This is a genomic window from Methylobrevis albus, assembly GCF_015904235.1.
GTDB classification, from domain to species: Bacteria; Pseudomonadota; Alphaproteobacteria; order Rhizobiales; family Pleomorphomonadaceae; genus Methylobrevis_A; species Methylobrevis_A albus.
Map to the genome: position 1 here is coordinate 73,552 of NZ_JADZLT010000053.1, position 25,990 is coordinate 99,541.

Consider the following 25,990-nt stretch of genomic DNA (forward strand, 5'->3'; position numbering starts at 1 on the left):
TCAGCGGCCGAACGGCGCGGTCGGCAGCAAGTCGAGGGTGATCAGCGTCAGCACACCCGTCACGGTGAACACCGACAGCACGGTCGAGATCACGATCGCCGTCGCCGCCCGGTTGACGTAGATGTCGTACTGCTGCGCCGCGACGAATGTGGTCGCTGCCGTCGGCAGGCTCGCCATCAGCACCGCCGTCTTGATCCACACCGGATCGAAGCCGCCGATCCAGGTCAGGATCAGCCAGGCGAGCAGCGGGTGCAGCACCAGCTTGATCGCGATCAGGATCGGCATCTCGACCGGGATCCGGCCGACCGGCTGCAGCGCGACCGTGACGCCGAGGGCGAACAGCGCGGTGGGCGCCGCCGACGAGCGCAGGAAGGTCACCATGGTGGCGAGACCCTGCGGCAGCTGGAACTCGATCAGCGCCGCGCCGACGCCGGCGAGGGTGCCGAGGATGAAGGGATGCAGCAGCACCCGTTTCACCACGCGCAGCGCCAGTTGCCCCGGGCTCATCGCCTCGGTGCCGCCGAGCGCCATCAGCAGCGGCGTCAGCGTGAAGACCAGCGCGACGTCGAAACAGAAGATCAGCGCGGTCGGCGCCGCCGCCGCGGTGCCGAGCGCGGCGAGCGTGATGCCCGGGCCCATGTAGCCGACGTTGGCATAGGAGCCGACGAGGCCCTGGATCGTCGCGAGTCTGAGGTCGCCGCGGCTGAGCAGCACGCCGATCACGAACGAGATCGCGAAGGCGACATAGGTCGAGAAGGTGGTCGCGAGGATGAACGAGCCGTGCGCCAGTTCCTCGACCGGCGTCTTCGACATCAGGTCGTAGAAGAGAGCGGGCAGCGCGACATAGACGAGGTAGAAGTCGAGCCACGCGAGCCCGCTGCGCGGAATCCCGGCGATCTTCCCGGCGCCGAAGCCGAGGAAGATGATGCCGAAGAACGGCAGTGCGAGGGAGAGGACCTCGAACATCGGCCTTTGGGGTATGGTGGACTGCGGGGCGGCGAAGCGCCCTGCCCCGCCGGAACGTCGGCCGGGCGACGGTCGCCGGGCTGGTATTCGACGCCGTAGACGGTTATCGACACCGGGTCAACGCCTTGCGCCGGCGTCCCTTGGCCGCCCCGCCCAATTGTCAGGGATCCTTTGACGAACGCTCCCCCGGAGACGCCCCCCGCCCCCGCGACGGCCCCGCGGCCGTCGCTCGTGCACCGGCTCGAGTATCGCGCCCTGGTCGCTGCCGACGCCTTGCTCCGGCTGCTGCCCGTCGATGCCGGCTCGGCGCTGATGGGCCGGCTCTGGCGCTGGTTCGGCCCGTTCAACCGCCGACACGCCCGCGCCGAAAAGAACCTCGCCGCCGCCATGCCGGACCTTCCCGTCGCGGCGCGCCGGCGGATTCTCGCCGGCATGTGGGACAATCTCGGCCGGGTCGCAGCGGAAACACTGCAGATCCGCCGCATCATTGCCGATCCGGCGCGCCTCACGGTCGCGATCGATCCTGCGGCGCTCGCCGCGATCCGGCCGGGCCGGGGCGCCGTGTTCGTGTCGATGCACAGCGGCAACTGGGAACTCGTCTCGGCCGCGATCCCGCAACTCGGGCTCGAGGCGGCCGCGGTCTACCGCCGGGTGAAGAACCCGCTGACCGAGGAATTCCTGCTGCAGCGCCGGCGCGGCCTCTATCCCGCCGGGCTGCTGCCGCGCAGCCACAGTGCCGGCCTGCGGCTGGCGGGCCTCGCCCGGCGCGGCGCCGGGATCGCCATGCTGGGCGACCTGCGCGACCGCCGCGGCACCGTCATCGACGTCTTCGGCCGGCCCTCCTATGTCTCCGTCGCGCCGGTCGCCCTCGCGCGCCGGCTCGACCTGCCGCTGATCGCCGCACGAATCGTCCGGCTGCGGGGCGTCCGCTTCCGGATCGAGGCCGAACTCGTCGACGTGCCGCGCACCGACGACGCCGAGGCGGACGTGCTGGCCGGCACCCGGCTGGTCAACGCGCGCTTCGAGACGTGGATCCGCGAATACCCCGCGCAATGGATGTGGATCCTGCGCCGCTGGCTGGACTGAGCACGGCTCAATCTCGGGCGCTGCGCCCATGCGACCTTCTTCCTGCGACGTTTTCCGCACTGCCGCATGGCGGCCGATCGCGGCATATCATCCAGCCGACGCGCGCGCCCCGCGCGCCTCGACCGCCCGCCGCCCGACGAAGGACGACAGCCGATGAAAACCCCTCGCGCCTACTGGAAGCCGCTCGCGATCGGCGCCCCCGAGCCGTTCCGCGACCTGCCCGTCAAGCTCGAGCGGATGATCCACTTCGTGCCGCCGCACAACGAGAAGGTCCGCGCCAAGCTGCCGGAACTCGCAAAGACGGTCGACGTGGTGCTCGGCAACCTCGAGGACGCCATCGCGGCCGACCAGAAGGAAGCCGCGCGCAAGGGCTTCATCGAGCTCGCGACCTCGGTCGACCTCGGCCGCGCCGGGCTCTGGACGCGCATCAACTGCCTGAACAGCCCGTGGATGCTCGACGACGTCACCGAGATCGTCGCCGCCGCCGGCGACCGGCTCGACGTCATCATGCTGCCGAAGGTCGAGGGGCCGTGGGATATCCACTACCTCGACCAGCTGCTCGCCCAGCTCGAAGCCCGCCACAAGCTGACGAAGCCGATCCTGATCCACGCGATTCTGGAAACCGCCGAGGGCGTCAAGAACGTCGAGGCGATCGCCACCGCCAGCCCGCGCATGCACGGCATGAGCCTCGGCCCGGCCGATCTCGCCGCCTCGCGCGGCATGAAGACCACCCGCGTCGGCGGCGGACATCCCGATTACGCCGTGCTGTCGGACGCGAACGGCGACGCCCCGCGCACCGCCTTCCAGCAGGACCTCTGGCACTACACCGTCGGCAAGATGGTCGACGCCTGCCTCGCCGCCGGCATCAAGCCGTTCTACGGCCCGTTCGGCGATTTCTCCGACGCCGCCGCCTGCGAGGCGCAGTTCCGCAACGCCTTCCTGATGGGCTGCGTCGGCGCCTGGTCGCTGCACCCGAGCCAGATCGACATCGCCAAGCGCGTGTTCAGCCCCGATCCGGCCGAGGTGAAGTTCGCGGCGCGGATCATCGATGCGATGCCGGACGGCACCGGCGCGGTGATGATCGACGGCAAGATGCAGGACGACGCCACCTGGAAGCAGGCGAAGGTCATCGTCGACCTCGCGCGCCAGGTCGCGTCCGGCGACCCGGAGCGGGCCGCGCTCTACGGCCTCGACTGACCGACGGCGACGGCCTCCGACAAGCCCTCGCGGCGTGCCGGAGGCTTTCTGTCGTGACGTGCGTTGAACAATTGCGCGGCGCATGGGAGACAGGATCGGATACCGACCGGTCCGGAGCGCTGCCAGCTTGCGTGACGAACTTCTCACCGCCATCGCCGACAACCAGCTCTTCCTGCAGTATCAGCCGCAGATGACGTCGGACGGGCGCAGCATGGCGTCCGTCGAGGCGCTGGTGCGCTGGCACCATCCGGAAAAAGGCTCGATCGGCCCGGGTGACTTCACGCCCGACGCGGAAGCGGCCGGCGTGATGAGCGAACTCGGGAACTGGATCCTGCGCCGGGCCTGCCGCGACTGCGCAAGATGGCCCCGGATCAGCGTCGCAGTGAACGTCTCGGCGCTGCAACTGCGCGATACGAACTTCGTCGAGACCGTGGTGGACATCGTCCGCGAGGAAGGCCTGGCGTTCGAGCGGCTGGAACTCGAAATCGTCGAAAGCGCCGTGATCGAGGATTTTGCGCGCGCGTCGGAGGCGCTGAGCCGCCTGCGGTCGCTCGGCATCCGCATCGCCCTCGACGATTTCGGCACGGGCTTCTCGAGCCTCACCTACCTGCGCCGGTTGCCGCTCGACAAGATCAAGATCGACAAGTCGTTCATCGACGACCTCGACAAGGTGCAATCGGCGGCGATCGTCCATGCCGTGATCGCGCTCAGCCGGGCGCTCGGGCTCAAGGTGACGGCGGAGGGCGTCGAGACCGAGGCACAGCAGCGTTTCCTGCGCTCGGCCGGCTGCCACTTCCTGCAGGGCTATCTGTTCTCGCGCCCGGTCGAGGCGGCGGAGATCGCGCGCCGGCTGGCGGAACCGCCACCGCTCGCCTGAGTCCGGCTGAAAACCGACAGCCGCGACCACACCGCACCTCGCCCCCGCGACCGCGTTCCCGCCGGACCGCCGGCGAGGTACTATTCGCGAAAACTCTTCACCACGTGACGTCTTGCGCCGGTCCTGCGATTCTGTATTGTTCGTGTACAAACATAAAAATAGTGGATCTCGCAAGGATCGTGACACCGGCAAAGCCGGGCACGCAACACAAAGGGGAACCGACATGAACAGACGCCAGACGCTGATTGCCGCCCTTTCGTTCACGACGGCGCTCGTTGCCGCCGGAATGGCCACCGCCATGGCCGCCGAGGTGCGCGTGCTCAACTGGAACGGTTACGGCACCGATGAAAAGTTCGCCGTCGAGGAGTTCGAGAAGCAGACCGGCATCAAGGTGGTGCACGACTACTTCACCTCCGAGCAGGAGATGCTGACCAAGCTGCGCACCAGCCCCGGCGCCTATGACGTCGTGCTGATCAACTCGACCTTCCTCAACGATGCCCGCGCCGAAAGCCTGATCGCGCCGGTCGACCCGGCGACGATCCCGAACCTCGCCGACGTGCAGAAGGGCATGGTCGAGGACCCGAGCGTCACCGTCGAGGGCCAGCTCTGGGGCGTGCCGTGGGTGTGGGGCGTCACCTCCTTCGCCTACAACACCGAAACGATCACCACGCCGATCACCTCGATCAACGCGCTGTGGGATCCGGCCTACGCCGGCCGCATCTCGTTCCGTGACGACGGCACCCTCGCGGTCAACCTCGCCGCCATCCTCACCGGCCAGGACATCAACCAGCCGGCCGACATGGCGGTGATCAAGGAGAAGCTGCTCGAGCTGAAGCCGCAGATCCGCCAGTTCTGGGCGTCCGAGGACGAGTGGATGAAGGGGATGGCGGCGAAGAACTTCGACATCGGCGTGATGTGGGCCGGCGGCGCCGCCCGCGCCGTGAAGACCTACAAGCTGCCCGTCGCCTTCGTCATTCCGGAGGAAGGCGCCGTCGGCTGGTTCGACACGCTGACCATCGCCGCCGGCGCGCCGAACCCCGAGGGCGCCGCCAAGTTCATCAACTACATGATCGAGCCGTCGTTCTACGTCCGCTGGGACACCGAGGTCGGCGCCGCCACCTCGGCGAACGAAAAGGCCGTCGCGGCGCTGCCCGACGACGCCTTCAACAAGACGGTCATGGGCGCACCGGAAGTCGCCAGCCGGCTGAAGTTCATGCAGCCGGTGCCGGAAGAGAAGCGCCAGGAAATCCAGGAGCTCTGGGCCGAGGTGAAGACCGAATACGCGCAGTGAGGCGCGGTCCGGTCACAGGCTGACTGTCCTTGCGGGCCGGGCGATCGTCCGGCCCGCATCCTTTGCGAAGCCCATTTCCCGCCGAAGGCCCGCCATGCTCCTCGACACCACGATTCCCGCCGCCCGGGCCTGGAACAGCTGGTCGGACCGGCCGGCCGAGATGGTGTTCCTGCCGCTCGGCGTCCGCCTGACGCCGGTGCTCTACGCGACCAGCCTGCGCAATGCGACGACGATCCGCGCCACTCCGGCCGACGGCACCCGCCTCGGTGCCCATGCCGCCGACGGGGCACTGGTCGAATTGACCACCCGGCACGGCGGTACCGAACTCGCGTTCAGCTATCGAAAGCCGGATCCCTACGTCGTGGTCGGCAGCTGGCGCGGCGTGACGCTCGGCGAATGGGGCCTGCGCTTCTGGGTGTCGCTGTGCCTGTCGGCCGAAGGTGGCGAGACCGTCGCCTTTGACGCGGCGGCGGGCGCCGCCGTCGTCAAGGTCGGCCGGCGCTGGGTCGCCCTCGTCAGCGCGGCGGCGCCGGTGCAGGTGACGGCGCACGACGACATCGCGGCCCTCATCGCCGACTTCGAGGCGAACGGCTACTTCTACACCGCCACCCGCGGCACCGACGCACCCGTCATCGCCCAGCGCTTCAATCTCGAAATGATGCGCGACAACCGCTTCGCCGCCGCCGTCGCCGACGACCGCGACCTCGCCGTCGCCAAGGCGAAGGCTGCGCTCTCCGCCAGCGATCTCTCCGTCCCGCTCCCCGGCCAGCGTGGCCGCTTCGACGGCTGCCTCGACGCGGTGCGTGATGTGATGGCCTGGAACACCGTCTGGGACGGCGTTAACAACCGCGCCTACACGGCGGTGAGCCGGATCTGGAACCTCGGCAAGTTCGCCGTCTGGTTCAACGACACCACCTATGCCGCGATGATGGGCGGCGTCATCGACGGCGCCCTCGCCGCGGACAACCTCGCCACCGCGATGGCGAGCGCGACACCGCAGGGCAACTTCGCCTGCATCGTCACCTCCAACGACGCCTGGGTCGACCGCACGCAGGCGCCGAACGGCGCGCTGATGGTGTGGCTGATGTACCTGCGCAGCCGCGACCGGTCGCTGCTGGACGCCGCCTACGGCCCGCTCGCCCGCAATCAGCGCTGGTGGCGGGCGAACCGCGATCCGGACGGCCGCGGCCTCGTCTCCTGCGGCAGCTCGGACGTCGGCGAGGCGCTCTACAAGGGCACCGCCTTCGGCGCCCGCAACGAAACCGGCATGGACAATTCGGCGACGCACGACGAGGCGCTGTATGAACCCGCGACGCGGACGCTGTCGACCCTCGACGTCGGCCTCAACTGCACGCTGGCGCTCGACGCCGAGATGCTGGCGCTGATCGCCGCCGAACTCGGCCACCACGACGAGGCGAAAGAGTTCGCGGCGCTCGCCGCCTCGAGCGCGGAAAAGATCCGCACCGAACTCTGGGACGAGGCGCGCGGCATCTTCGCCAACCGCCAGCGCGCCGCCGATCGCACCGGCAACGACGGCTTCGTGCGCAGCCTCGGGCCGACCAGCTTCTATCCGCTGATCTGCGGCGCGGCGTCGGCCGAGCAGGCGGAGCGCCTGCTGGCGCATCTCGCCGACCCCGCCACCTTCGGCGGCCGCTACGTCATCCCCAACGCCACCCGCGACGACCGGGCCTATGCCGACAACGTCTACTGGCGCGGCCGGATCTGGCCGAACGTCAACTGGTTCGTCTGGCACGGCCTGCGCCGCTACGGTTTCGACGCCGAAGCGAGCGCCTTCGCGGCGCAGAGCGTCGAGCTCTTCATGCAGTCGTGGCGCGAGCGGCGGATGTGCGGCGAGAACTACTCCGCCGAGACCGGCGCGATCGACGACCAGCCCGACACCGACCCGTTCTGCTCCTGGGGTGCGATGCTGGCGATGCTCGGCGTCGCCGAGGTGATGGACATCAATCCATGGACCGGCTGGGAGATCGTCAACACCGGCGAGGACGTCGAACTCGGCCCGGTTGCGAGCCCCGTCGGCGCGGTGACGCTGCGCGTCGCCGACGGGCGGCTGTCGCTCGCCAAGGGTGCGCTCGGCAGCGGCGCCGGCCAGGTGCTGTTCGCGACGGACTACGTCGGCCGCATCACGCAGCTGACGCTCGCCGAAGGCCTCGCCTGCTGCACCTTCCCGTCCGGCTCGGACGGCCCGGTCGCGATCGAGCTGCCGCAGCTCGCGGCGGCGCGCGTCGTCGCGGTCCGGCTCGACGGCACCGAGGTGGCATTCACCCCGGCCGGCGACGGCATCCGCATCGCCCTGCCCCGGCTGGCGGCCGGCGCGCGGCTCAGCGTCCACGCCCTCCCGACCACACCGTGAGCCGCACCCTGCCTCGGGCTGCGGCCGTCTCGATCGCCGCCGTGCCGCTGGCCCTCGGCGCCTTCGTGTTGTTCTCGCTGCAGGACGCCGGCGTGAAGAGCCTGCTCGGCGCCGGGCCGATCTGGCAGCTCTTGATGATCCGCGCCGCGGTGGTGCTGGTGATCGCGCTCGCCGTCGGCCGCACGAAGCTGCTGCTCGATCTCGTTCATTCGCGCAACAAGAAGCAGTTGCTCGCCCGCGCCATGATCATGCTGGTCGCCTGGCTCTGCTTCTACCAGGCGGCGCACGAGTTGCCGCTCGCCCAGCTCACCACCCTCTATTTCGTCTCGCCCTTCCTCGTGACTCTGGCCTCGGGGCCCCTGCTCGGCGAACGGCCGACGCGGCTGCAATGGATCGCGGTCGTGCTCGGCTTCACCGGCGTCGCGATCGCCGCCGGCGTGCAGGATTTCGTCTTCTCACCCGCGGTCGGCCTCGCGCTGATCGCTGCCGCCTTCTGGGCGACCGCGCTCCTGATGCTGCGGCGGATGGGGCCGGACGAAAGCTCGCTGGTGCAGATCGCCAGCAGCAACGGCGTCTTCCTGATGGCGACGCTGTCCGGGCTGGCGTTCCACCCGTTCGAGCCGGCGTTCGGTGAGGTGCGCTGGATGGCGATGGTGGCGCTCGCCGGCGGCATGGCGCAGTTCCTGCTCTATGAGGCGGCGACACGGGCTCCCGCACCGCTGATCGCGACGCTCGAATACACTGCGATCCTCTGCGCCTTCAGCTTCGGCTGGCTGTTCTTCGCCGAAGTGCCCGGCCCGAATGTCTTCGCCGGCGCGGCGCTGGTCGTCGTCTCCGGGCTGATGGTCGTCGCCGGCACCCGCTTTCGGCGGGGCTGATCGAGCCGGCACGACCTGCTAAGCTCCCGCCCGGTCGCCGCACCGATACGGCGCCGCCGGCAGATGCCGCCGCAAGCGCGGTCGCCGGAACCGCCCGCACCGGGCGCCGGGAGGATTTCGCCGTGACTGTCGCCACCTCGCCCCGCCTCGCGATCTCGTCGGACGGCGCCGTCCTGCGCCTCACGCTGGTCGATTCGGCCCGCCGCAACGCGCTGTCCGAGGCGATGATCGCCGACATCGCCGCCACCCTCGCTGCGGCCGCCGACGATCCGACCATCGGCGTCGTGGTGATCGCGGCCGAGGGCCCGGCGTTCTGCGCCGGCCACGACCTGAAGGAACTCACCGCCCACCGCTCCGCGCCCGATGCCGGCCGCGCCGCCTTCGCGCGGATCATGTCGGCTTGTTCGGCGCTGATGCTCGCGATCGTGCACTTCCCGAAGCCGGTGATCGCCGAGGTGCGCGGCGTCGCCACCGCGGCCGGCTGCCAGCTCGTCGCGACCTGCGACCTCGCCCTCGCCGGCCCGCACGCGCGCTTCGCCACCCCGGGCGTCAACATCGGCCTGTTCTGCTCGACGCCCATGGTGGCGCTGTCGCGGGCCGTGCCGCGCAAGGCCGCGATGGAGATGCTGCTCACCGGCGATATGATCGACGCGGAGCGCGCCGCCGCCATCGGCCTCGTCAACCGCGTCGTCGCCGACGACGACCTCACCGCCGAGACGATGGCGCTCGCCGGCAGGATCGCCGCGAAATCCGGCCGCACGCTGAAGATCGGCAAGGCCGCCTTCCAGGCCCAGCTCGACCTGCCGCTCGCCGACGCCTACGACCACGCCGCCGCCGTGATGGTGGAGAACATGCTGGAAGGCGACGCCTGCGAGGGCATCGACGCCTTCATCGCCAAGCGCCGGCCCGAATGGGCGCCGCGCGACTGATCCGGAGGCCGCTGCCGATGCCGATCCCGAAGCACATCCACCTCGTCACACTCGGCGTCGCCGACGTCGCGCGCGCGACCGCCTTCTACGAGCGGCTCGGCTGGACCAAGGCGGGTGCCTCGCAGGAGAGTGTCACCTTCATCCAGCTTTCCGGCCTCGTGCTCGGCCTGTTCGGCTGGAACGATCTCGCCGCCGACGCCGGCCTGCCCGCCGAGGGCAGCGGCTTTCGCGGCGTGGCGCTGGCGATCAACGCCGACAGCCCGGACGAGGTCGACGCGATCATCCAGGCTGCGGTGGACGCCGGCGCCAGCCTGGTGAAGGCGGCCGAGAAGGTGTTCTGGGGCGGCTATTCCGGCTACTACGCCGACCCGGACGGCCACCTCTGGGAGGTGGCGCACAATCCCTTCTTCGCGAAAGACGCCGCCGGGCACCTCGCGCTCGACTGACGACCCGCCCGCCCCGCCGCACGGATCCCGTCATGAACCACGACAGCTATTCCGACGCCTATATCCGCGGCATCCTCGAAAGCGTGCGGACCATCGCCGTGGTCGGCGCCAGCGCCAACGAGGTGCGCCCGAGCTTCTTCGTGACGAAGTACCTCGTCGCCAAGGGCTACCGCGTCTTCGCGATCAATCCCGGCCAGCCGCCCGGCGCCGAGATCGGCGGCGCCCCGGTGTTCGCGCGCCTCGCCGACGTGCCGGAGGCGATCGACATGGTCGACGTCTTCCGCAATCCTTCCGCCGCCGCCGGCGTGGTCGACGAGGCGCTCAGGCTCGATCCGCTGCCGAAGGTGATCTGGATGCAGCTCGGCGTGCGCAACGACGAGGCGGCGGCGAAGGCCGAGGCGGCCGGGCTTTCCGTCGTGATGAACCGCTGCCCGAAGATCGAGTACGGCCGCTTTTCCGGCGAGATCGGCTGGACCGGCTTCAACTCCGGCAAGCTCTCGTCGAAGAAGCCACTGCTCGCCGGCGGCTTCCAGCACCGCCGGCTCGGCGAGCCCGGCGAATCCGGCTCCTGACGGCGTCTCGGCCTGAAACCAGCATGCGCGGACGGTGCGATTTCGGGCCGAACGTTCCCGCGCCCGGCCCCGCCGCGCCATCGCCTTGCTTGTCCTTCGTTCCGGCGAGGCGATAGAAGATGACACCGCTTGAGAACGGGGAGGAAAAACCAATGAGCAACGACGGCATTCCGGGTTTTGCGACGCTTGCGATCCACGCGGGCGCCCAGCCGGATCCTGCGACCGGCGCGCGCGCGACGCCGATCTACCAGACGACCTCGTTCGTGTTCGACGACGTCGACCACGCCGCGGCGCTGTTCGGCCTGCAGGCGTTCGGCAACATCTACACCCGCATCACCAACCCGACGACGGCGGTGCTGGAAGAGCGCGTCGCCGCGCTCGAGGGCGGCACCGCGGCGCTCGCGGTCGCGTCCGGCCACGCGGCGCAGCTGCTCGCCTTCCACACGCTGCTGCAGCCGGGCGACGAGTTCATCGCCTCGAAGAAGCTCTATGGCGGCTCGATCAACCAGTTCAACCACTCGTTCAAGAACTTCGGCTGGAACGTGGTCTGGGCCGATCCCGCCGACCCCGCCTCGTTCGAGCAGGCCGTCTCGCCGAAGACCAAGGCGATCTTCATCGAGAGCCTCGCCAACCCCGGCGGCGTCGTGGTCGACATCGAGGCGATCGCCCAGGTGGCGAAGCGCGCCGGCGTGCCGCTCATCGTCGACAACACGATGGCGACGCCCTACCTCTGCCGCCCGTTCGAGCACGGCGCCGACATCGTCATCCACTCGCTGACCAAGTTCCTCGGCGGCCACGGCAATTCGATGGGCGGCGTGCTCGTCGACGGCGGCAAGTTCGACTGGTCGCGCGAGGGCCGCTATCCGATGCTGTCCGAGCCGCGCCCGGAATACGGCGGCATGGTGCTGCACGAGACCTTCGGCAACTTCGCCTTCGCCATCGCCGCCCGCGTGCTCGGCCTGCGCGACCTCGGCCCGGCGATCTCGCCGATGAACGCCTTCCTGATCCTCACCGGCATCGAGACGCTGCCGCTGCGCATGCAGCGCCATTGCGACAACGCCAAGGCCGTCGCCCAGTGGCTGTCGGCGCACGACGCCGTCGCCTGGGTGTCCTACGCCGGCCTGCCGGGTGACCGGCACCACAAGCTGCAGCAGAAGTACCTGCCGAAGGGCGCCGGCGCGGTGTTCACCTTCGGCCTCAAGGGCGGCTACGACGCCGGCATCGCGCTGGTGAAGAACGTCGAGCTGTTCTCGCACCTCGCCAACATCGGCGACACCCGCTCGCTGATCATCCACCCGGCCTCCACCACCCACCGCCAGCTTTCCGACGCCCAGAAGGTCGTCGCCGGCGCGGGACCGGACGTGGTGCGCCTCTCGATCGGCATCGAGGACGTCGCCGACATCATCGCCGACCTCGAGCAGGCCCTCGCCAAGGCGGGCTGACGCTGCCGCAGTCCCCGGTGCCGATCCAACGCGACCGGCTCCGGGGACTACGGGAAAGTACGGAATTTTCCTCGAATTCGCTGCGGTCCGGTAGCATGGTCTTCATGAAGTCAGGGCAATAACGGCGCGGAGGGCGGAGCTTGCGGCTTGCTCCGGCCCCGGCCAATCACCGCCCGATGATGCGTGGAGACATCCGCTGTGTGGAAACCGGGCCTGAGACTGGACGACGAGACGGAAGGACGGCGCCTCGAAGCGCTAGACGCCTGCGCCGTACTCGATGCGCCGCCCGACGGACGGTTCGCCCGGCTGACGCGGCTCGCCTCGCGCTATTTCGCGGCCGACACCGCCTTCATCACGCTGATCGACGACACCTATCAGTGGGTGATCGAGCGCACGACGAACCACGTCGACGCGCGCCTGACGCGCGACGAATCCCTTTGCAATCTCATGGTGGTGTCGGCGGAACCTCTGGTGATCGGCGATATCGCCTCCGACCCGCGAATCGCCGGCCATCCGATAACGTCCGGCTTTCCCCTGCGCTTCTATGCCGGCGCGCCGTTGCTCGCGCGGCCCGGCCTCGCGATCGGCTCGCTGTGCATCATGCGGCGCGAGCCCGGCGACCCGAACGACTTCGACCTCGAGGCACTGGTCGACTTCGCCGGCCTCGCCACCGACGAGATCGAACTCACCCGCCGCAACCGCGAACTCGCCCACCTCTCCGAAACCGACCCGCTGACCAGCCTGCTCAACCGGCGCGGCTTCGAGGCGAGCTTCGAACGGGCCCGCCGCCGCAGCCGGCGCACCGGACTGCCGCTGTCGCTGCTCCTCATCGACCTCGACCACTTCAAGGCCCTCAACGACAGCGTCGGCCACGAGGCGGGCGACGTCGCCCTGCGGCGCAGCGCCGCGATTCTCGGCGGTGCCGTCCGACGTCCAGACGATGTCGTGGCCCGGTTCGGCGGCGAGGAGTTCGTCCTTCTGCTGCCGGAGACCGGGGCCGAGGGCGCGCGCTTCATCGCGGAAGGCATCTGCACGGCCTTTGCCGCCGCCAATCTGCCCCATCCCGGCACCTGGTCGGGCCGCATCTCCGTCAGCATCGGCATCGCGACCTGTCGTGGCGAGGACGCCATGGACGAAGGTCTGCTGGCAAGAGCCGACGAGGCGCTCTACCGCGCCAAGCGCGGCGGGCGTGACCGGGTCGAGAGCGCCCCCTGAACCCGGCTCCAGGTGCACGAGGCCGAACCGGGCGGCACGGCCTCAGCCGAGCTCGAACAGCTTGCGCAGCACGCCCGGCGCCACCACCGACAGCGGGTTGATCGACAGCACCGGCTCGAGGATCGGCCCGCTCATCCGAAACGTCACCCCGACCAGCCCGGCCCGGCCGCCGGCAAACAAAGTCTGGCCGAGGATCGGTATCCGGCCGAGCAGGTTGTCGAAGGCGCCGGCCGGCATGTAGGAGCCGCTGAGCTGCAGCACCTCGCGGCGGAAGTCGACGTCGCCTTGCAGCGTCAGCCCCGCCGTCCGCGAGCGCACGATGCCGTCGGCGAGGGTGAGCCGGCCGTCGGCGAGGGCGAAGTCGACGATCAGGCGGCGGATGTCGACCACTTCGCCAGCGTCCCCGGCGTTGTCCGGCACGGCGTTCGCCAGATGGCTCAGCGCCGGCTCGCCGACGATCTGCCAGCGCTGGCCGTCGAGACGCGCCGCCAGCCCGCCGTTCCGGTCCACGGTGCCGTTTATCGTCGCGCGGCCGCCATAGGCGCGGCCGTAGGTGTCGAGGAAGCGCAGCAGCGCGCCCATGTCGCCGACCTCGACCGCAAGCCGGCGGCCGGAGCCCTCGGGCCTGAGGCTGGCCGAGGTCGCCGCGCCGGCGCCCGAATCCGCGGTCACCGACAGCTTGTCGACCTGTTCGCCGTCGAGCTCGACGTCCATGTTGACGCCTTCGAGCGAAACATCGCCGAAGCCCTGCACCGACCCGATCTCGACATCGACCACCGCGCGCGCCTTGCCGCCCGGCCCGACCCCCGTCTCGCCCGCGTCCTCGCGCCGGATCCTGGACTTGATCAGGTTGCGGGCATCGAAGCGGGCGCCGGCGAGGCGGATGCTGATCACGCCGTCGTCCTGCCGCGACACCCGCGCCGACAGCCGGTCGCCGGGCGCGAGGCGGAACACGGGGAAATTGGCGCTGAGCGGCTGTCCGTCCCTGTCGAGCGTCAGGGCCCCCTCGATGCGGGCGTCACGGGCGGCAAAGCGGAAGTCGTCGATGCGCGTGCCGCTCGCCGTCGTCGTCAGCGTGAACCTCGCACTGCCCTTGACGCCGCGCGCCTTGCGCCAGCCGAGCGGGCCCAGGGTCACCTCGGCCCCGGCGAGGTCGACGGTGGCGAGTTGGCGCGCCGTCCCATCGGCCGCCACCGCGCTGTCCAGCCGCACCTCGATCGGTCCCGAGATCAGCCCGGTGAGATCGAGACCGAGCTTCTTGCGGTCCTCGTCGCCGAGGCGGAGTTCCACCGTGGACGCCCCGGCCGCACCGGTCAGGGGCTGCGTCATGTCGATCGCGGCGTCGACGCCGTCGATATCGGCGCGGCCGGTGATTCGCGCGATCGCCTCCTTCAGCGTGATCCGGATCTCGCCGTCGTCGAGCCGCCGTCCGGCGATCGGCCGCTTGGAGGCGAGGCCGCCGAGCGCGACGCTGGCGTCGTAAGTGATCTGTTCCTGCTGCAGGTCCCCGATCAGCGGCATCGACACCGCGACGCGGGCCGTGCCCTCGCCACTGACGTCGCCCGGCGTCACGCCGAGTTCGATGCCGTTCGAGAGCGGCAGCCGCTGCCAGAGCGCCAGCATCGACCCGGCCGACCCGGCGAGGTCGATGGTCGCCGAGCCGTCCGGCGGGTCGAGCAGCACGTTGGGAACGTCGAACGTCGCAGCGGGCACCGCGAGCACGCGGCCGTCGCCGAGATCGACCTCGCCGGATTCCAGCGATGCCGTGAAGCGTCCGCCCTCGAGCCGGCCGGAGCCGACCGCCTTGCGGATCACGGGGCTGCCGCCGAACGGGGTGAAGGCGACGTCGTGGAAGCGGAACGTCAGCGTCGCGGTGCCCGTGTCCCCGGCCGGGTCGCCGATCGCGGCGGCGAGATCGACCTCGGCGTCGGTGATGGTGCCGCCCAGCAGGTGCTCCTGCACCCAGGAGCGCGCCGCCGGCTGCAGCGGTGCCGGCCAAAGCTGCTTCAGCCGGTCGACCGACATCGACCGGAACACGCCGGAGAGCCCCGCGACCGGCGGCCCGGACCGGTGTGACAGCCGCAGCGCCGCATTGAACACCGTGCCGTCGGCATCGACGACGAGGCGGTCGATGTCGAGTTCCGCGTCGGTCGGCACATAGCGGCCCTCGATTTCGGCCCGGCCGCGCTGCGGCGCGATGCCGTCCTCGCTGCCGCGGGTTGCGAGCGCGATTTTGAAACCCCAGGGCCCGCCCGGCTCGGCCGGCGGCGCGATCTGGCCGCTCGCCATGGCGCGGCCGTCCGGCAGCACCACCGACGACGGGCGGATCTCGATCCGCCGCGCGTCCGGCCGCCAGACCAGGGCGAGACGCCCCTCCTCCATGATGGTGGTCGGATCGTCGCCGTCGATGGCGATGCGGCCGGCCGTCAGCGTCGCCTCGGCGGCGCGCAGGCGGCCGTCGCGGTCCAGCTCCGCCTCGACCTCGACCGCGACCGGGCCGGCGAGCAGGGGTGATTCGTCGCCCATCCGGCGTCCGAGATCGGCGATGTCGATGCGGTCGGCCGAGAGGGCGATGCGGCTCGAGCGGCCGTCGGGCGCCGGGCTGAGCTGCATCCGCGCCATCCACGGGCCGGAGGCGCCGCTGCCGGCGATCTGGAAAACGATCGGCTCGCGCGCCACGGCGGCCTCGTCGGCCGGCGGCGGCGTCGCGAGGGTGACGGTGGCGTTTTCGAGCAGGGGCAACCGGCCACCATCGCCGCGATGGCCGTACACGGTCAGCCCGCCGGCCTCGGCATAGCCGATCCCCGAATGCAGCAGCTCCGCCTCGAAATAGGCGAGCGCGAGGAACGGGTCCGGCAGGTCGGCGGCGGGACCGGCGGCGGCGAGGTCGACCAGCACATGGTCGGCGACCAGCCGGCTGACCGCCGAATCGCGGCCGACGAGGGTTGCCCAGCCGATCCCGGCCTCGATGGTGTCGATCGAAACGGCGCTGCCGTCGCGCAGCGCAATCCGAAGGTCGCGCAGCACGACGACCGGTGCGAGGCCGTCGTCGACCCCGAAGCCGACGACCCCGACGCTGACCCGGGTGCCCTCACCCAGCGCTCCGGCGAGCGCGGCTTCGGCCCGCCCGGCGAGAAGGTCGGTGTAGATCGGTCCCGACGAGAGGCGCGCGGCCAGCGCACCGATCGCGACGACGAGGAGGACCGGCACCAGCAGCCACGGCCAGCGCCGACGACGCCGACGCCGGCGAGGCCTACCGTCCGCGGTGCCCGGGTGCGCAGCAACGGGAGCTGCGTCGGCGGGCGTCTCGCTGTCGGTGGTCCTCTCCTCGGTCACGCGGCATCAGCTCCATCATTCCGTCGGCAGGTAAAGCGGCATGGCCGGTGGCGTGTTCCGGACCCGGCGGGCACATCCGGCACGGCGACGCGCCTCCGAATCCTGTTTCGGCGCCGCGCGCCGCGACCGGGACGACGCCGGCCGATCCGGCCGGGCACCGCTTGCGTAACAAACTGCCCCCGTGGCAGATCACGTCAAGCTGACGAAAGGAAGGCCGTACATGACCGCTCAACCCGCCGAAGGCGATACCGCACCGGACTTCGCGCTGCCCGATGGCGCGCAAGGCACCGTAAGCCTCGCCGATCTCGCGGGAAAGCCCGTGGTCGTCTACTTCTATCCCAAGGACGATACCAGCGGCTGCACCGTCGAGGCGAAGGACTTCTCGGCGGCGAAGCCCGAGTTCGACGCCCTCGGCGTCACCGTGATCGGCATTTCGCCGGACGACGCCAAGAGCCACGCGAAGTTCCAGGCCAAGCACGGTCTCTCGATCGCGCTCGGCGCCGACCCCGAGCGCCAGGCGATCGAGGCCTATGGCGTCTGGGCCGAGAAGTCGATGTACGGCAAGACCTACATGGGCGTCGAACGCAGCACCTTCCTGATCGACGCGTCGGGCCGCATCGCGCGGGTCTGGCGCAAGGTCAAGGTGCCGGGCCACGTCGCCGAAGTGCTGGCCGCCGCCCGGGCGCTCTGACCGGCGAGCGATGAAGGGACCACGCATGACGGACGCAGGGACCACGGCGGGCGACGACACCCCGACGCCGGACACCCTGCGCGAGAGCGCGCGCCTCGTGGTCGCGACCGCCGATCTCGACGCCAAGGTCGACCTCGCCTATGCGACCGCGAAGGCATGGTTCTCGCGCCGGCTCGGCCGCGGCAGCGGCCGGGTCGGCCCGGCGCTCGCCGAGCGCCCCGGCCGGCCGGAGAAGCCGGTCTTGCTCGCCCCGCGCGACATGCCGCGGCGCTCCAGCGTCGGCCTCGCCGGCCGCATCGCCCTCGTCCACTCGCTCGCGCACATCGAACTCAACGCCGTCGACCTCACCTGGGATCTCGTTGCGCGATTCGTCGACCAGCCGGTGCCGCGCTCGTTCTTCGACGACTGGGTGCAGGTCGGGCTCGAGGAGGCGAAGCATTTCTCGATGCTCGCCGAGCGTCTGCGCGAACTCGGCGCCGCCTATGGCGACCTGCCGGCCCACGACGGCCTGTGGCAGGCGGCCGAGGCGACGGGATTCGATCTCCGCGCCCGGCTCGCGGTGATTCCCCTGGTGCTGGAAGCGCGGGGCCTAGATGTCACGCCGGTGATGGCCGACAAGGTGCGCGCCGGCGGCGACGACCGCACGGCGGCGATTCTCGACGTGATCTACCGCGACGAGAAACGCCACGTCGCCTTCGGCGCGAAGTGGTTCCGCTTCCTCTGCGACCGCGACGGCGTGCCCCCGGAACCCGCCTTCCACGACCTCGTGCGCCGCTGTTTCCGCGGCGCGCTGAAGCCGCCGTTCAACGACCGCGCCCGGTCGGAAGCCGGGCTGACGCCGGGCTTCTACAAGCCGCTCGCCGTGCTGAAGGGCTGAGGGCGAACGCGCGGCGAGGCATCGGTAAAAGCCCCAAGGTTGCCGTGAAATCCGGCAGTTGCAGGCGGGCGCAAGTCTTCGTTAACCCTAACCATCTCTAATCACGAGGGGTCCGCCAGAAGGCCCAGTGATTGGAGTTGGTTCCTCAGATGGCCCGCAAACACTCAGAGGATCGGTATCGCACCCGGGCGCCGGCGCGCCGGATCATCATCACCAACGGTGAAGACTACCGGACCTACCAGCTGCGGCCCTGGCTCGTTGCGCCGCTGGTGCTGCTCGGGACGCTGCTGTCGGTGGCCTACCTCGGCGCCACCGCCTATCTCGTCTTCCGCGACGACCTCATCGACGCCTCGATCGCCCGCACCGCCGACCTGCAGCAGGCCTACGAGGACCGCATCGCGTCGCTGCGCTCGGAGATCGACCGCATCGCCAGCCGTCAGCTGCTCGAACAGGTCGCCTACGATCAGAAGGTCGAGAAGCTGCTGTCGCGCCAGGCCGAGCTCGCCGAGAACCGGCGGATGATCGACGGGCTGATCGAATCGGCCCGCAAGGCCGGCCTCTCCATCGCGGCGACCGGGGGTGCGCCCGAGCCGGTCCCGACGCGGCGCCAGACCGGCAGCCTCGAGGCGCCGGACGTCACCGGCTCGCTCGGCAAGGCCGCCTCCGCCTATGCCCCCGCGACCCGCGCCGCCGGCGAGGACGCCTTTGCCGCCCTTTCAGCGCCTGTAATTCCCACCACGGCGGCCACCCCGCGCCTCGACCCGATCGGCGGCTCCACCGGGCAGGCGCTGCGCGGCAGCGATCAGGTGATCATCGCCGAAGCCGACCGGCCCGACCTCGGCGCCATGGCCCGCGAACTCGGCGCGCTCGACCAGGCCCAGGCCACCGCCGCCCAGGCGATCGCCGCCGCCGCCGACAGCAAGGTCGCCAGCGTCGACCGCGTCCTGCGCGGCATCGGCGTCAACCTGAAGCTCGCCCGCGCCAGCGAGGAACCGGCCGAGACCACCGACGTCGGCGGGCCGTTCCTGCCGCTCGGCAACCGCGAGGCGCTCACCGCCGCCGTCAGCGAAGCCGCCGGCGCCCTCGAATCACTCGGTCGCGTGCGCGGGGCGGTTCACCGGCTGCCGATCGCCAATCCCCTGCCCGACGCCACCATCACCTCGAAGTTCGGCTCGCGCTCCGACCCGTTCCTCGGCCGGCTGGCACTGCACTCGGGCATCGACTTCCGCTCGCCGACCGGTCGCTCCGTGCCGGCCACCGCCGCCGGCCGGATCGTGACCGCCGGGCGCAACGGCGGCTACGGCCTGATGGTCGAGGTCGACCACGGCAAGGGCCTCTCCACCCGCTACGCGCATCTCAGCCGGATCTCGGTCTCGGTCGGCGACCGCGTCGAGCGCGGCACCAAGGTCGGCGAAGTCGGTTCGACGGGCCGCTCGACCGGTCCCCACCTGCACTACGAGACGCGCGTCTCCGGCACGGCGGTCAACCCGCTTTCCTATCTCGAGGCCGGCCGCAAGGTGGAGGCGCTGCTGCGCTGACGCCGCCCCTCCGGACGAGGCGACACGAAAAAGCCCCGCAGGATCGACCTGCGGGGCTTTTCGTTGGCCCGGGGCTCGCGCCGGCTCCGGCTCAGTCGATGTCGGCGACCTCGGCCGGCTGCTTGCCGTGCACCCGGTGCGCGAGGGCCGCTTCCATGAAGGCGTCGAGGTCGCCGTTCAGCACGTCCTGCGGACTGGTGCTCTCCTGGCCCGTGCGCAGGTCCTTCACCAGCTGGTAGGGCTGTAGCACGTAGGAGCGGATCTGGTGGCCCCAGCCGATCTCCGTCTTGCCGGCGGCCTCGGCGTTCGCCTTCTGCTCGCGGATCTCGAGCTCGCGTTCGTAGAGCCGGGCGCGCAGCATGCTCCAGGCCGTGGCCCGGTTCTTGTGCTGCGAGCGCTCGCTCTGACATTGCACGACGATGTTGGTCGGCAGATGCGTGATGCGCACGGCCGAATCCGTCGTGTTGATGTGCTGGCCGCCGGAGCCGGACGCGCGGTAGGTGTCGATGCGGCAATCGCTTTCGTTGATCTGGATGTCGATCGAATCGTCGACCACCGGATAGACCCAGACGCTGGCGAAGCTCGTATGGCGGCGGGCCTGGCTGTCGTAGGGCGAGATGCGCACCAGGCGGTGCACGCCCGACTCGGTCTTGAGCCAGCCATAGGCGTTGTGGCCCTTGACGACGATGGTCGCGCTCTTGATGCCGGCCTCCTCGCCGTCGTGCATCTCGAGGATCTCGACCTTGTGGCCGCGCTTTTCCGCCCAGCGGGTGTACATGCGCAAGAGCATGTTGGCCCAGTCCTGGCTCTCGGTGCCGCCGGCGCCGGAGTTCACCTCGACGTAGCTGTCGTTGCCATCGGCCTCGCCAGCGAGCAGCGATTCCACCTCGAGCCGGGCGATCTCGTCTTTCAGCGCGCGCAGCGCGTTCTCGGCGTCGGTGATGACGGTCTCGTCATCCTCCATCTCGCCGAGTTCGATCAGCTCGACATTGTCGGTGAGGTCGCGGGAGAGACGCTCGATGCTGGTCAGCCGCGTCTCGAGGTCGGTCCGCTCACGCATGATCTTCTGCGCGCGGTCCGGGTCGTTCCAGAGGGTGGGATCTTCGACGAAGCCGTTCAGTTCCGCGAGGCGGGCCTGGGAGCGATCCCAGTCAAAGATGCCTCCTCAGCAGGGTGATGCCCTGCTTGATCTCGTCGACGATGCCTTCGATTTCGGCGCGCATCGGTGGTTCCCGTGGTTGGTGTCTGTCCCGGCGCGGCAGTCCGCCCGTCGCCGGCGCGGCGGAAGGTAGTGGCGGAGCGCGGCCATGTAAACCTCGCCGCCCGGCCCGCAGGCCCGATGCGGCGGGCTCGGCGGCGCCGGGCGCGGAGGCGGCCGGGCCGGCTTAGTAGAGGCCGCCCGTGCCGGTGACGGCCGCGCGGTCCGCCTCGGGGTTGACCGTGACGGGACGGTCGTAGGATCCGCCGGCGCTCTCGTAGCCGATCACCTCGAACGACGACGGCGGCTCGGTGCCGGGCTTGAACGCCTCGAGGATCACGCCCTCGCCGCTGCCGCCGGCGCGCAGGCCGGTGCGGCGGTCGATCGGGATCAGCGTCAGGCCGTCGGGCACGCGGAACTCCACCGGCGGCTCGCCGGCGAGCGCGATCTCGACGAAGTCGCGGAAGATCGGGGCCGCCATCTGGCCGCCGGTCGAACCCTTGCCCATCGGACGCGGCTGGTCGTAGCCCATGAAGACGCCGACGGTGAGGTCCGGCGTGAAGCCGACGAACCAGGCGTCCTTCTCCTCGTTGGTGGTGCCGGTCTTGCCGGCAACCGGCCGGCCGAGGCTCTTGACCACGGTCGCGGTGCCGCGCTGGACGACGCCTTCCATCATCGAGGTGATCTGGTAGGCGGTCATCGGGTCGAGCACCTGCTCGCGCTCGTCGACCACCTCCGGCTCGTCCTGCCCGCGCCATTCGTCAGCGTTGCAGTTCTCGCAGATGCGCTCGTCGTGGCGATAGATCGTCTTGCCGAAGCGGTCCTGCACGCGGTCGATCAGGGTCGGCTGCACGCGGCGACCACCGTTGGCGATGATCGAATAGGCGTTGGTCATCTTCAGCACGGTGGTCTCACCGGCACCGAGCGACATCGAGAGCACCGGCAGCATGTTGTCGTAGATGCCGAAGCGACGCGCGTATTCGGCGACCAGCGGCATGCCCATGTCCTGCGCGAGGCGCACGGTCATCACGTTGCGCGAGCGCTCGATGCCGGTGCGCAGCGTCGCCGGGCCGAGGAAGTTGCCGCCGTAGTTCTGCGGCCGCCAGACGTCGAGGCCCGGGCCCTGGCTGACCTCGAACGGCGCGTCGAGCGCCACGCTCGACGGCGTGTAGCCGTTGTCGAGCGCCGCGGCATAGACGAAGGGCTTGAACGACGAACCCGGCTGGCGCCAGGCCTGCGTCGCGCGGTTGAACTCGCTGTGGGCGAACGAGAAGCCGCCGACCAGCGCCTTGACGCGCCCCGTCACCGGATCCATCGCGACCATCGCGCCGCTGATCTCGGGCATCTGGCGCAGGCGATAGACGCCGCGGCCGTCGACGTCCTGCTCGATCCGCTCGACGTTGACGACGTCGCCGACCGACAGAACGTCGGAAGTCACCGAGACCTTGCGGCCGCGGCGGTCGCCGGTCGCCCAGCGGGCCCAGGTCATGTCGGCGACGCGGATGGTGCCGCGCTCGCGTTCCTCGACGACGGCGCCCGTCGGTGTCTTCTTCGGCTGCAGGCCGATCTCGGCGGTCTCGCCGTCGGTCGACAGCACGACGGCGAGCTGCCACTCGGGCACGTCGGTCAGCGCCGGCACCTCGCCGAGCGGAATGCCCCAGTCGCCGGCCGTCTCGATCGTCGTCACCGGTCCGCGCCAGCCGCGCGCCGTGTCGAACTTGATCAGGGCCTCGTGCAGCACCTTGCGCGCCGAGACCTGCAGGCCCGGATCCAGCGTGGTGCGCACCGAAAGGCCGCCTTCATAGAGACCCTTCTCGCCCCAGCGCCGGATCAGCTCGCGCCGCACTTCCTCGACGAAGTACTCCGAGGCGAACACCTGGGCGTTGAGCTGGCGCTGCGTGATCTTGATCGGCTCGGCCTTCGCGGCGGCCGCCTCGTCCGGCGTCGCGTAGCCGTTCGACACCATCTGGTCGACGACCCAGTTCCGGCGCTCGATCGCCTTGTCGTAATAGCGATAGGGATTGTAGTTCGTCGGCGCCTTCGGCAGCGCGGCGAGGTAGGCCGCCTCGGCGAGGGTGAGCTCGGGCGCGGACTTGTCGAAGTAGACCAGCGATGCGGCGGCGACGCCGTAGGCACCGAGGCCGAGGTAGATCTCGTTGAGATAGAGCTCGAGGATCTGGTCCTTGCTGAGCGCCTGCTCCATACGCAGCGACAGCAGCATTTCCTTGACCTTGCGGTCGACCGAACGCTCGTTGGTGAGCAGGAAGTTCTTCGCGACCTGCTGCGTGATCGTCGAGGCGCCGACGAGGCGGCGGTTGTTCATCACGTTGTCGACGTTGCGCACCATCGCCGAGCCGATCGACATCAGATCGACACCGGGGTGGCTGTAGAAATCCTTGTCCTCGGCCGAGAGGAAGGCTTCCTTCAGGCGCTCCGGGATCAGCTGGATCGGCAGGAACAGGCGCTTTTCGCGCGCATACTCGGCGACGAGCTGCCCGTCCGAGGCGTGCACGCGCGTCATCACCGGCGGTTCGTAGTTGCGCAGGCTGGTGACGTCCGGAAGCTCCGCCGACTCGCCCTGAATGTAGAGGGCGACGCCGCCGGCGACGACGAGTGCCATGAAGGCACCGATCGCGAACAGCCAGCCGAAGAACCGAACGAAAATCATGATCCGCTTTCTCTCGCTATGGAGCGGGGATACCGGACACCGCAATCCGGCCCCCGTGCACGTCCGCCGCCGCTGCGCTCGTCGAGGTCGATCCGACGCCGGCTCAGCCGCCCCGCCCTCGCCGGCTCGAACCGAATGGTCCGGACCGGCCGATCGTCCCGGCCACCGCATGGCCCGACGAGGCGATGCGGCCCGCTGATAGCGGCCCTCCGGCGGGAATTCCAGATGTCGATTCCCGCAATCGGACCGCTCTTCCTTGTCAGGGACCTTTGTGGCGAAGCTGGGATCGCAGCGTGACCATTATGCCACAACCGAACGACTCTCGCAGTCGATCAACCACCCTGCCCGCAATGTTTTTTCCGGCCCTCGCCCCGTCAGGGGCCGGCCACGTACTTCTGGCCGACGAAGCGCAGCACGGCGCGGGCGACGGCGTCCGAGACGCGATCGCGCCATTCCCCGTCGGTCAGCAGCTTCTCGTCCTGGGCGTTGGAAAGGTAGCCGAGTTCGAGCAGCACCGACGGAACGTCCGGCGCCCGCAGCACCTGAAAGCCCGCCGAACGGTGCGGGTTGCGGATCATTCGGGTCGACGCCGAGAGCTCCGAGACGAGTTCGCGCGCCACGACGTGGGAAAAGGTCTTCGTCTCGCGGCGGGCGAGATCGATCAGGATGTCGCCGACCTCGCCGCTTTCGGCCGTGAGGTCGAGCCCGGCGATGGCGTCGGACGAGTTTTCCTTGGCGGCGAGCCGGGCCGCGTCGCGGTCGGACGCCTGCTCCGACAGCGTATAGACCGTCGCGCCGCGGACGAAATCCTCTTGCGTCGAATCGGCGTGGATCGAGACGAGAATGTCGGCGCGGTGGTCGCGGGCGATGCGCACCCGCTCGCCGAGGCTGATGAAACTGTCGTCGTCGCGGGTCATCAGCACGTCGACCCGCCCCGACTTCTCCAGCCGCGCCTTGAGATCCCGCGCGAAGGTGAGCACGAGTTCCTTCTCGGCGAGACCGCTCACCGCAATGGTGCCGGAATCGATGCCGCCGTGGCCGGCGTCGAGCACCACGAGGGGCTTGGCGCGCGGGTTCGTCGTCGTCGGCAGCCGGTCGCCCTTGCCGACCTCGACTTCGGCGAGGGCCCGGCGCGCGACGCTGGTGCGCGACTGCTCGGCGAGGAACGCCTCGCGGGTGGTGCCGACGAGGTCGAGCACGAGCCGCGCCGGCTGGTCCTCGACCGCCGGCAGCACGAAGGCCCGGTCGATCGCCACCGGCCCGGTCGCATCGACGACGATGCGCGACTTGCCGCGCCCGATCAGGCCGTAGCGGAAGCCCGAAACGACGCCGCGGCCGACGACGCCGGCGTCGCGCGGCAGGTCGAAGCGGACTTCCGGCAGGTCGATGACGACGCGGTAGGGATCGGCGAGGGCGAAGGCGGCGATCTCGACGCCTTGCGACAGATCGAGCACGAAGCGGGTGCGGTCGGCGTCACCGGCGACCCGCGCGCCGCTGGCGACGGGCGGGGACTTGGCGATCACGTCGGGGCTCGCCTCGCCCGAGCCGACGGCGAAGACCGGCCCCGCGCCGAAAAGAGCGGCGCCGAAGGCGGCGAGCAGCAGGGCCACCCGGCAACCGGGCATGTCGAAGGGCATCGTCCGGATCTCCGGGCGTCTCGGATCGTCAGGCCGTTATAAACGCCTACCCGAGCTTGGTTAACCCTTCGTTGACGAAAGCGACGCCGCCGTGGCGCCGCGACAACAGATGTCCCCGCATCTTTCGAAAAGGCAGCCGGCGCAGCCGTAAATCGAACCAGCCGAGTATCTTGCAAAGCCATGCTCCAGTCCTTAAAAGGTTTCATAGGAGACCGAGTCCGAATTCGGCATCGTGTGTGGTTCCGAGCGCCCGTCCTTCTCCCGGAATGTCGCAAGCGTTCGTACTGCCGTCCGCCAGCGGCCTGTTTTGCCGCGCGCCTTCATCGCGGCTGACAGGCGCCTTTCTGGTCGTCCGGAACGCGACATTGCGGCCCGGGCGTCGAGGCGACAGCCGCGGCAATCGCTGCCATCGAGGGATCTCGGTTCCCTGTGCCGTCCGGCTTCCGCCTTCGAACCAGGTGGATGCAGCCGGACCGGCGCAGCGCGAAGCTTGTGGTGCGGCATTGGACAGCGGTCGCTCGAACCGCCGACGCCGACCCACCGGACCAGAACGCGAGTGGTCGGGTTTCCCGAAGACGGCAGGGTTCGAACCGTTTGAGGGAAGGAACCAGCGGCATCAGTGCCGGGTCCCGACTTTGACAGTTTTCGCCGGCCGCGTTTGCGGTGGGCGTACGAGACCGACGGACAAGAACAACGTGGCGAACGCGGGGCTTATTACATCGACGGGATCGGTGGCGACGGGACGGCCAGCCCGTCTGTCGCTTTGCCCCGGCGA

General features: G+C 70.0%; 19 protein-coding genes. 14 read left to right on the plus strand and 5 right to left on the minus strand.

From position 1 onward, the window contains the following. Positions 1 to 966: an AEC family transporter gene (locus I5731_RS15370; protein ID WP_197312292.1), complete on the minus strand. Its 966-nt coding sequence runs from the start codon at positions 964 to 966 to the stop codon at positions 1 to 3. Between the two features lie 171 nt (positions 967 to 1,137). On the opposite strand from I5731_RS15370, the gene I5731_RS15375 reads away from it, so the two are divergent. From I5731_RS15375 to I5731_RS15425, 11 genes are all read left to right on the plus strand, one after another. Beyond that, positions 1,138 to 2,052: an LpxL/LpxP family acyltransferase gene (locus I5731_RS15375; RefSeq protein WP_197312293.1), complete on the plus strand. Its 915-nt coding sequence runs from the start codon at positions 1,138 to 1,140 to the stop codon at positions 2,050 to 2,052. Between the two features lie 153 nt (positions 2,053 to 2,205). After that, positions 2,206 to 3,249, plus strand: a complete 1,044-nt coding sequence (locus I5731_RS15380; protein WP_197312294.1) for an HpcH/HpaI aldolase/citrate lyase family protein — start codon at positions 2,206 to 2,208, stop codon at positions 3,247 to 3,249. A gap of 127 nt (positions 3,250 to 3,376) precedes the next feature. Then, a complete protein-coding gene (locus I5731_RS15385) occupies positions 3,377 to 4,126 on the plus strand; it encodes a putative bifunctional diguanylate cyclase/phosphodiesterase (protein WP_197312295.1) in 750 nt (249 codons plus the stop codon). Positions 4,127 to 4,349: 223 nt separating this feature from the next. Continuing rightward, positions 4,350 to 5,417, plus strand: a complete 1,068-nt coding sequence (locus tag I5731_RS15390; protein WP_197312296.1) for an ABC transporter substrate-binding protein — start codon at positions 4,350 to 4,352, stop codon at positions 5,415 to 5,417. A 94-nt stretch (positions 5,418 to 5,511) separates the two neighbouring features. Then, positions 5,512 to 7,788: an MGH1-like glycoside hydrolase domain-containing protein gene (locus tag I5731_RS15395; protein WP_197312297.1), complete on the plus strand. Its 2,277-nt coding sequence runs from the start codon at positions 5,512 to 5,514 to the stop codon at positions 7,786 to 7,788. Beyond that, positions 7,785 to 8,666, plus strand: coding sequence for a DMT family transporter (locus tag I5731_RS15400; RefSeq protein ID WP_197312298.1), 882 nt, complete (start codon positions 7,785 to 7,787; stop codon positions 8,664 to 8,666). The genes I5731_RS15395 and I5731_RS15400 overlap by 4 nt, the downstream gene beginning before the upstream one ends. A 122-nt stretch (positions 8,667 to 8,788) precedes the next feature. Then, complete coding sequence (locus tag I5731_RS15405; RefSeq protein WP_197312299.1) at positions 8,789 to 9,595, plus strand: enoyl-CoA hydratase; 807 nt, start codon at positions 8,789 to 8,791, stop codon at positions 9,593 to 9,595. A 17-nt stretch (positions 9,596 to 9,612) separates the two neighbouring features. Continuing rightward, the gene (locus tag I5731_RS15410) at positions 9,613 to 10,041 is read left to right on the plus strand and encodes a VOC family protein (RefSeq protein ID WP_197312300.1); all 429 of its coding nucleotides are present in this window, start codon (positions 9,613 to 9,615) and stop codon (positions 10,039 to 10,041) included. Between the two features lie 32 nt (positions 10,042 to 10,073). Continuing rightward, a complete protein-coding gene (locus I5731_RS15415; RefSeq protein ID WP_197312301.1) occupies positions 10,074 to 10,613 on the plus strand; it encodes a CoA-binding protein in 540 nt (179 codons plus the stop codon). A 152-nt stretch (positions 10,614 to 10,765) separates the two neighbouring features. Then, a complete protein-coding gene (locus I5731_RS15420; RefSeq protein ID WP_197312302.1) occupies positions 10,766 to 12,055 on the plus strand; it encodes an O-acetylhomoserine aminocarboxypropyltransferase in 1,290 nt (429 codons plus the stop codon). Between the two features lie 198 nt (positions 12,056 to 12,253). Further along, positions 12,254 to 13,270: a sensor domain-containing diguanylate cyclase gene (locus tag I5731_RS15425; protein ID WP_328838947.1), complete on the plus strand. Its 1,017-nt coding sequence runs from the start codon at positions 12,254 to 12,256 to the stop codon at positions 13,268 to 13,270. A 42-nt stretch (positions 13,271 to 13,312) separates the two neighbouring features. Here the strand turns inward: I5731_RS15425 and I5731_RS15430 are convergent, their stop codons facing one another. Next, the gene (locus I5731_RS15430) at positions 13,313 to 16,480 is read right to left on the minus strand and encodes a hypothetical protein (RefSeq protein ID WP_197312303.1); all 3,168 of its coding nucleotides are present in this window, start codon (positions 16,478 to 16,480) and stop codon (positions 13,313 to 13,315) included. Positions 16,481 to 16,826: 346 nt separating this feature from the next. Between I5731_RS15430 and bcp the strand changes: the two genes are divergently transcribed. The 3 genes from bcp (at position 16,827) to I5731_RS20050 (ending at position 19,712) form a co-directional block, all read left to right on the plus strand. Continuing rightward, on the plus strand, positions 16,827 to 17,297 hold the full coding sequence (bcp, locus tag I5731_RS15435; RefSeq protein WP_197312304.1) for a thioredoxin-dependent thiol peroxidase: 471 nt from the start codon (positions 16,827 to 16,829) through the stop codon (positions 17,295 to 17,297). Between the two features lie 25 nt (positions 17,298 to 17,322). After that, complete coding sequence (locus tag I5731_RS15440) at positions 17,323 to 18,174, plus strand: ferritin-like domain-containing protein (protein WP_197312305.1); 852 nt, start codon at positions 17,323 to 17,325, stop codon at positions 18,172 to 18,174. 149 nt (positions 18,175 to 18,323) lie between these two features. Further along, entirely contained in the window at positions 18,324 to 19,712 is a 1,389-nt protein-coding gene (locus tag I5731_RS20050) for a M23 family metallopeptidase (RefSeq protein ID WP_197312306.1), read from the plus strand. A gap of 91 nt (positions 19,713 to 19,803) precedes the next feature. Here I5731_RS20050 and prfB read toward each other — a convergent pair. The 3 genes from prfB to I5731_RS15460 form a co-directional block, all read right to left on the minus strand. After that, a protein-coding gene (prfB, locus tag I5731_RS15450; RefSeq protein WP_197312307.1) for a peptide chain release factor 2 occupies positions 19,804 to 20,935 on the minus strand; the annotation gives its coding sequence in 2 pieces (ribosomal slippage) (positions 19,804 to 20,865 and positions 20,867 to 20,935; 1,131 coding nt in all). Positions 20,936 to 21,097: 162 nt separating this feature from the next. Beyond that, on the minus strand, positions 21,098 to 23,578 hold the full coding sequence (locus tag I5731_RS15455) for a penicillin-binding protein 1A (protein ID WP_197312308.1): 2,481 nt from the start codon (positions 23,576 to 23,578) through the stop codon (positions 21,098 to 21,100). Positions 23,579 to 23,952: 374 nt separating this feature from the next. Further along, on the minus strand, positions 23,953 to 25,215 hold the full coding sequence (locus I5731_RS15460) for an N-acetylmuramoyl-L-alanine amidase (RefSeq protein WP_235981834.1): 1,263 nt from the start codon (positions 25,213 to 25,215) through the stop codon (positions 23,953 to 23,955). Between the last annotated feature and the right edge of the window lie 775 nt (positions 25,216 to 25,990).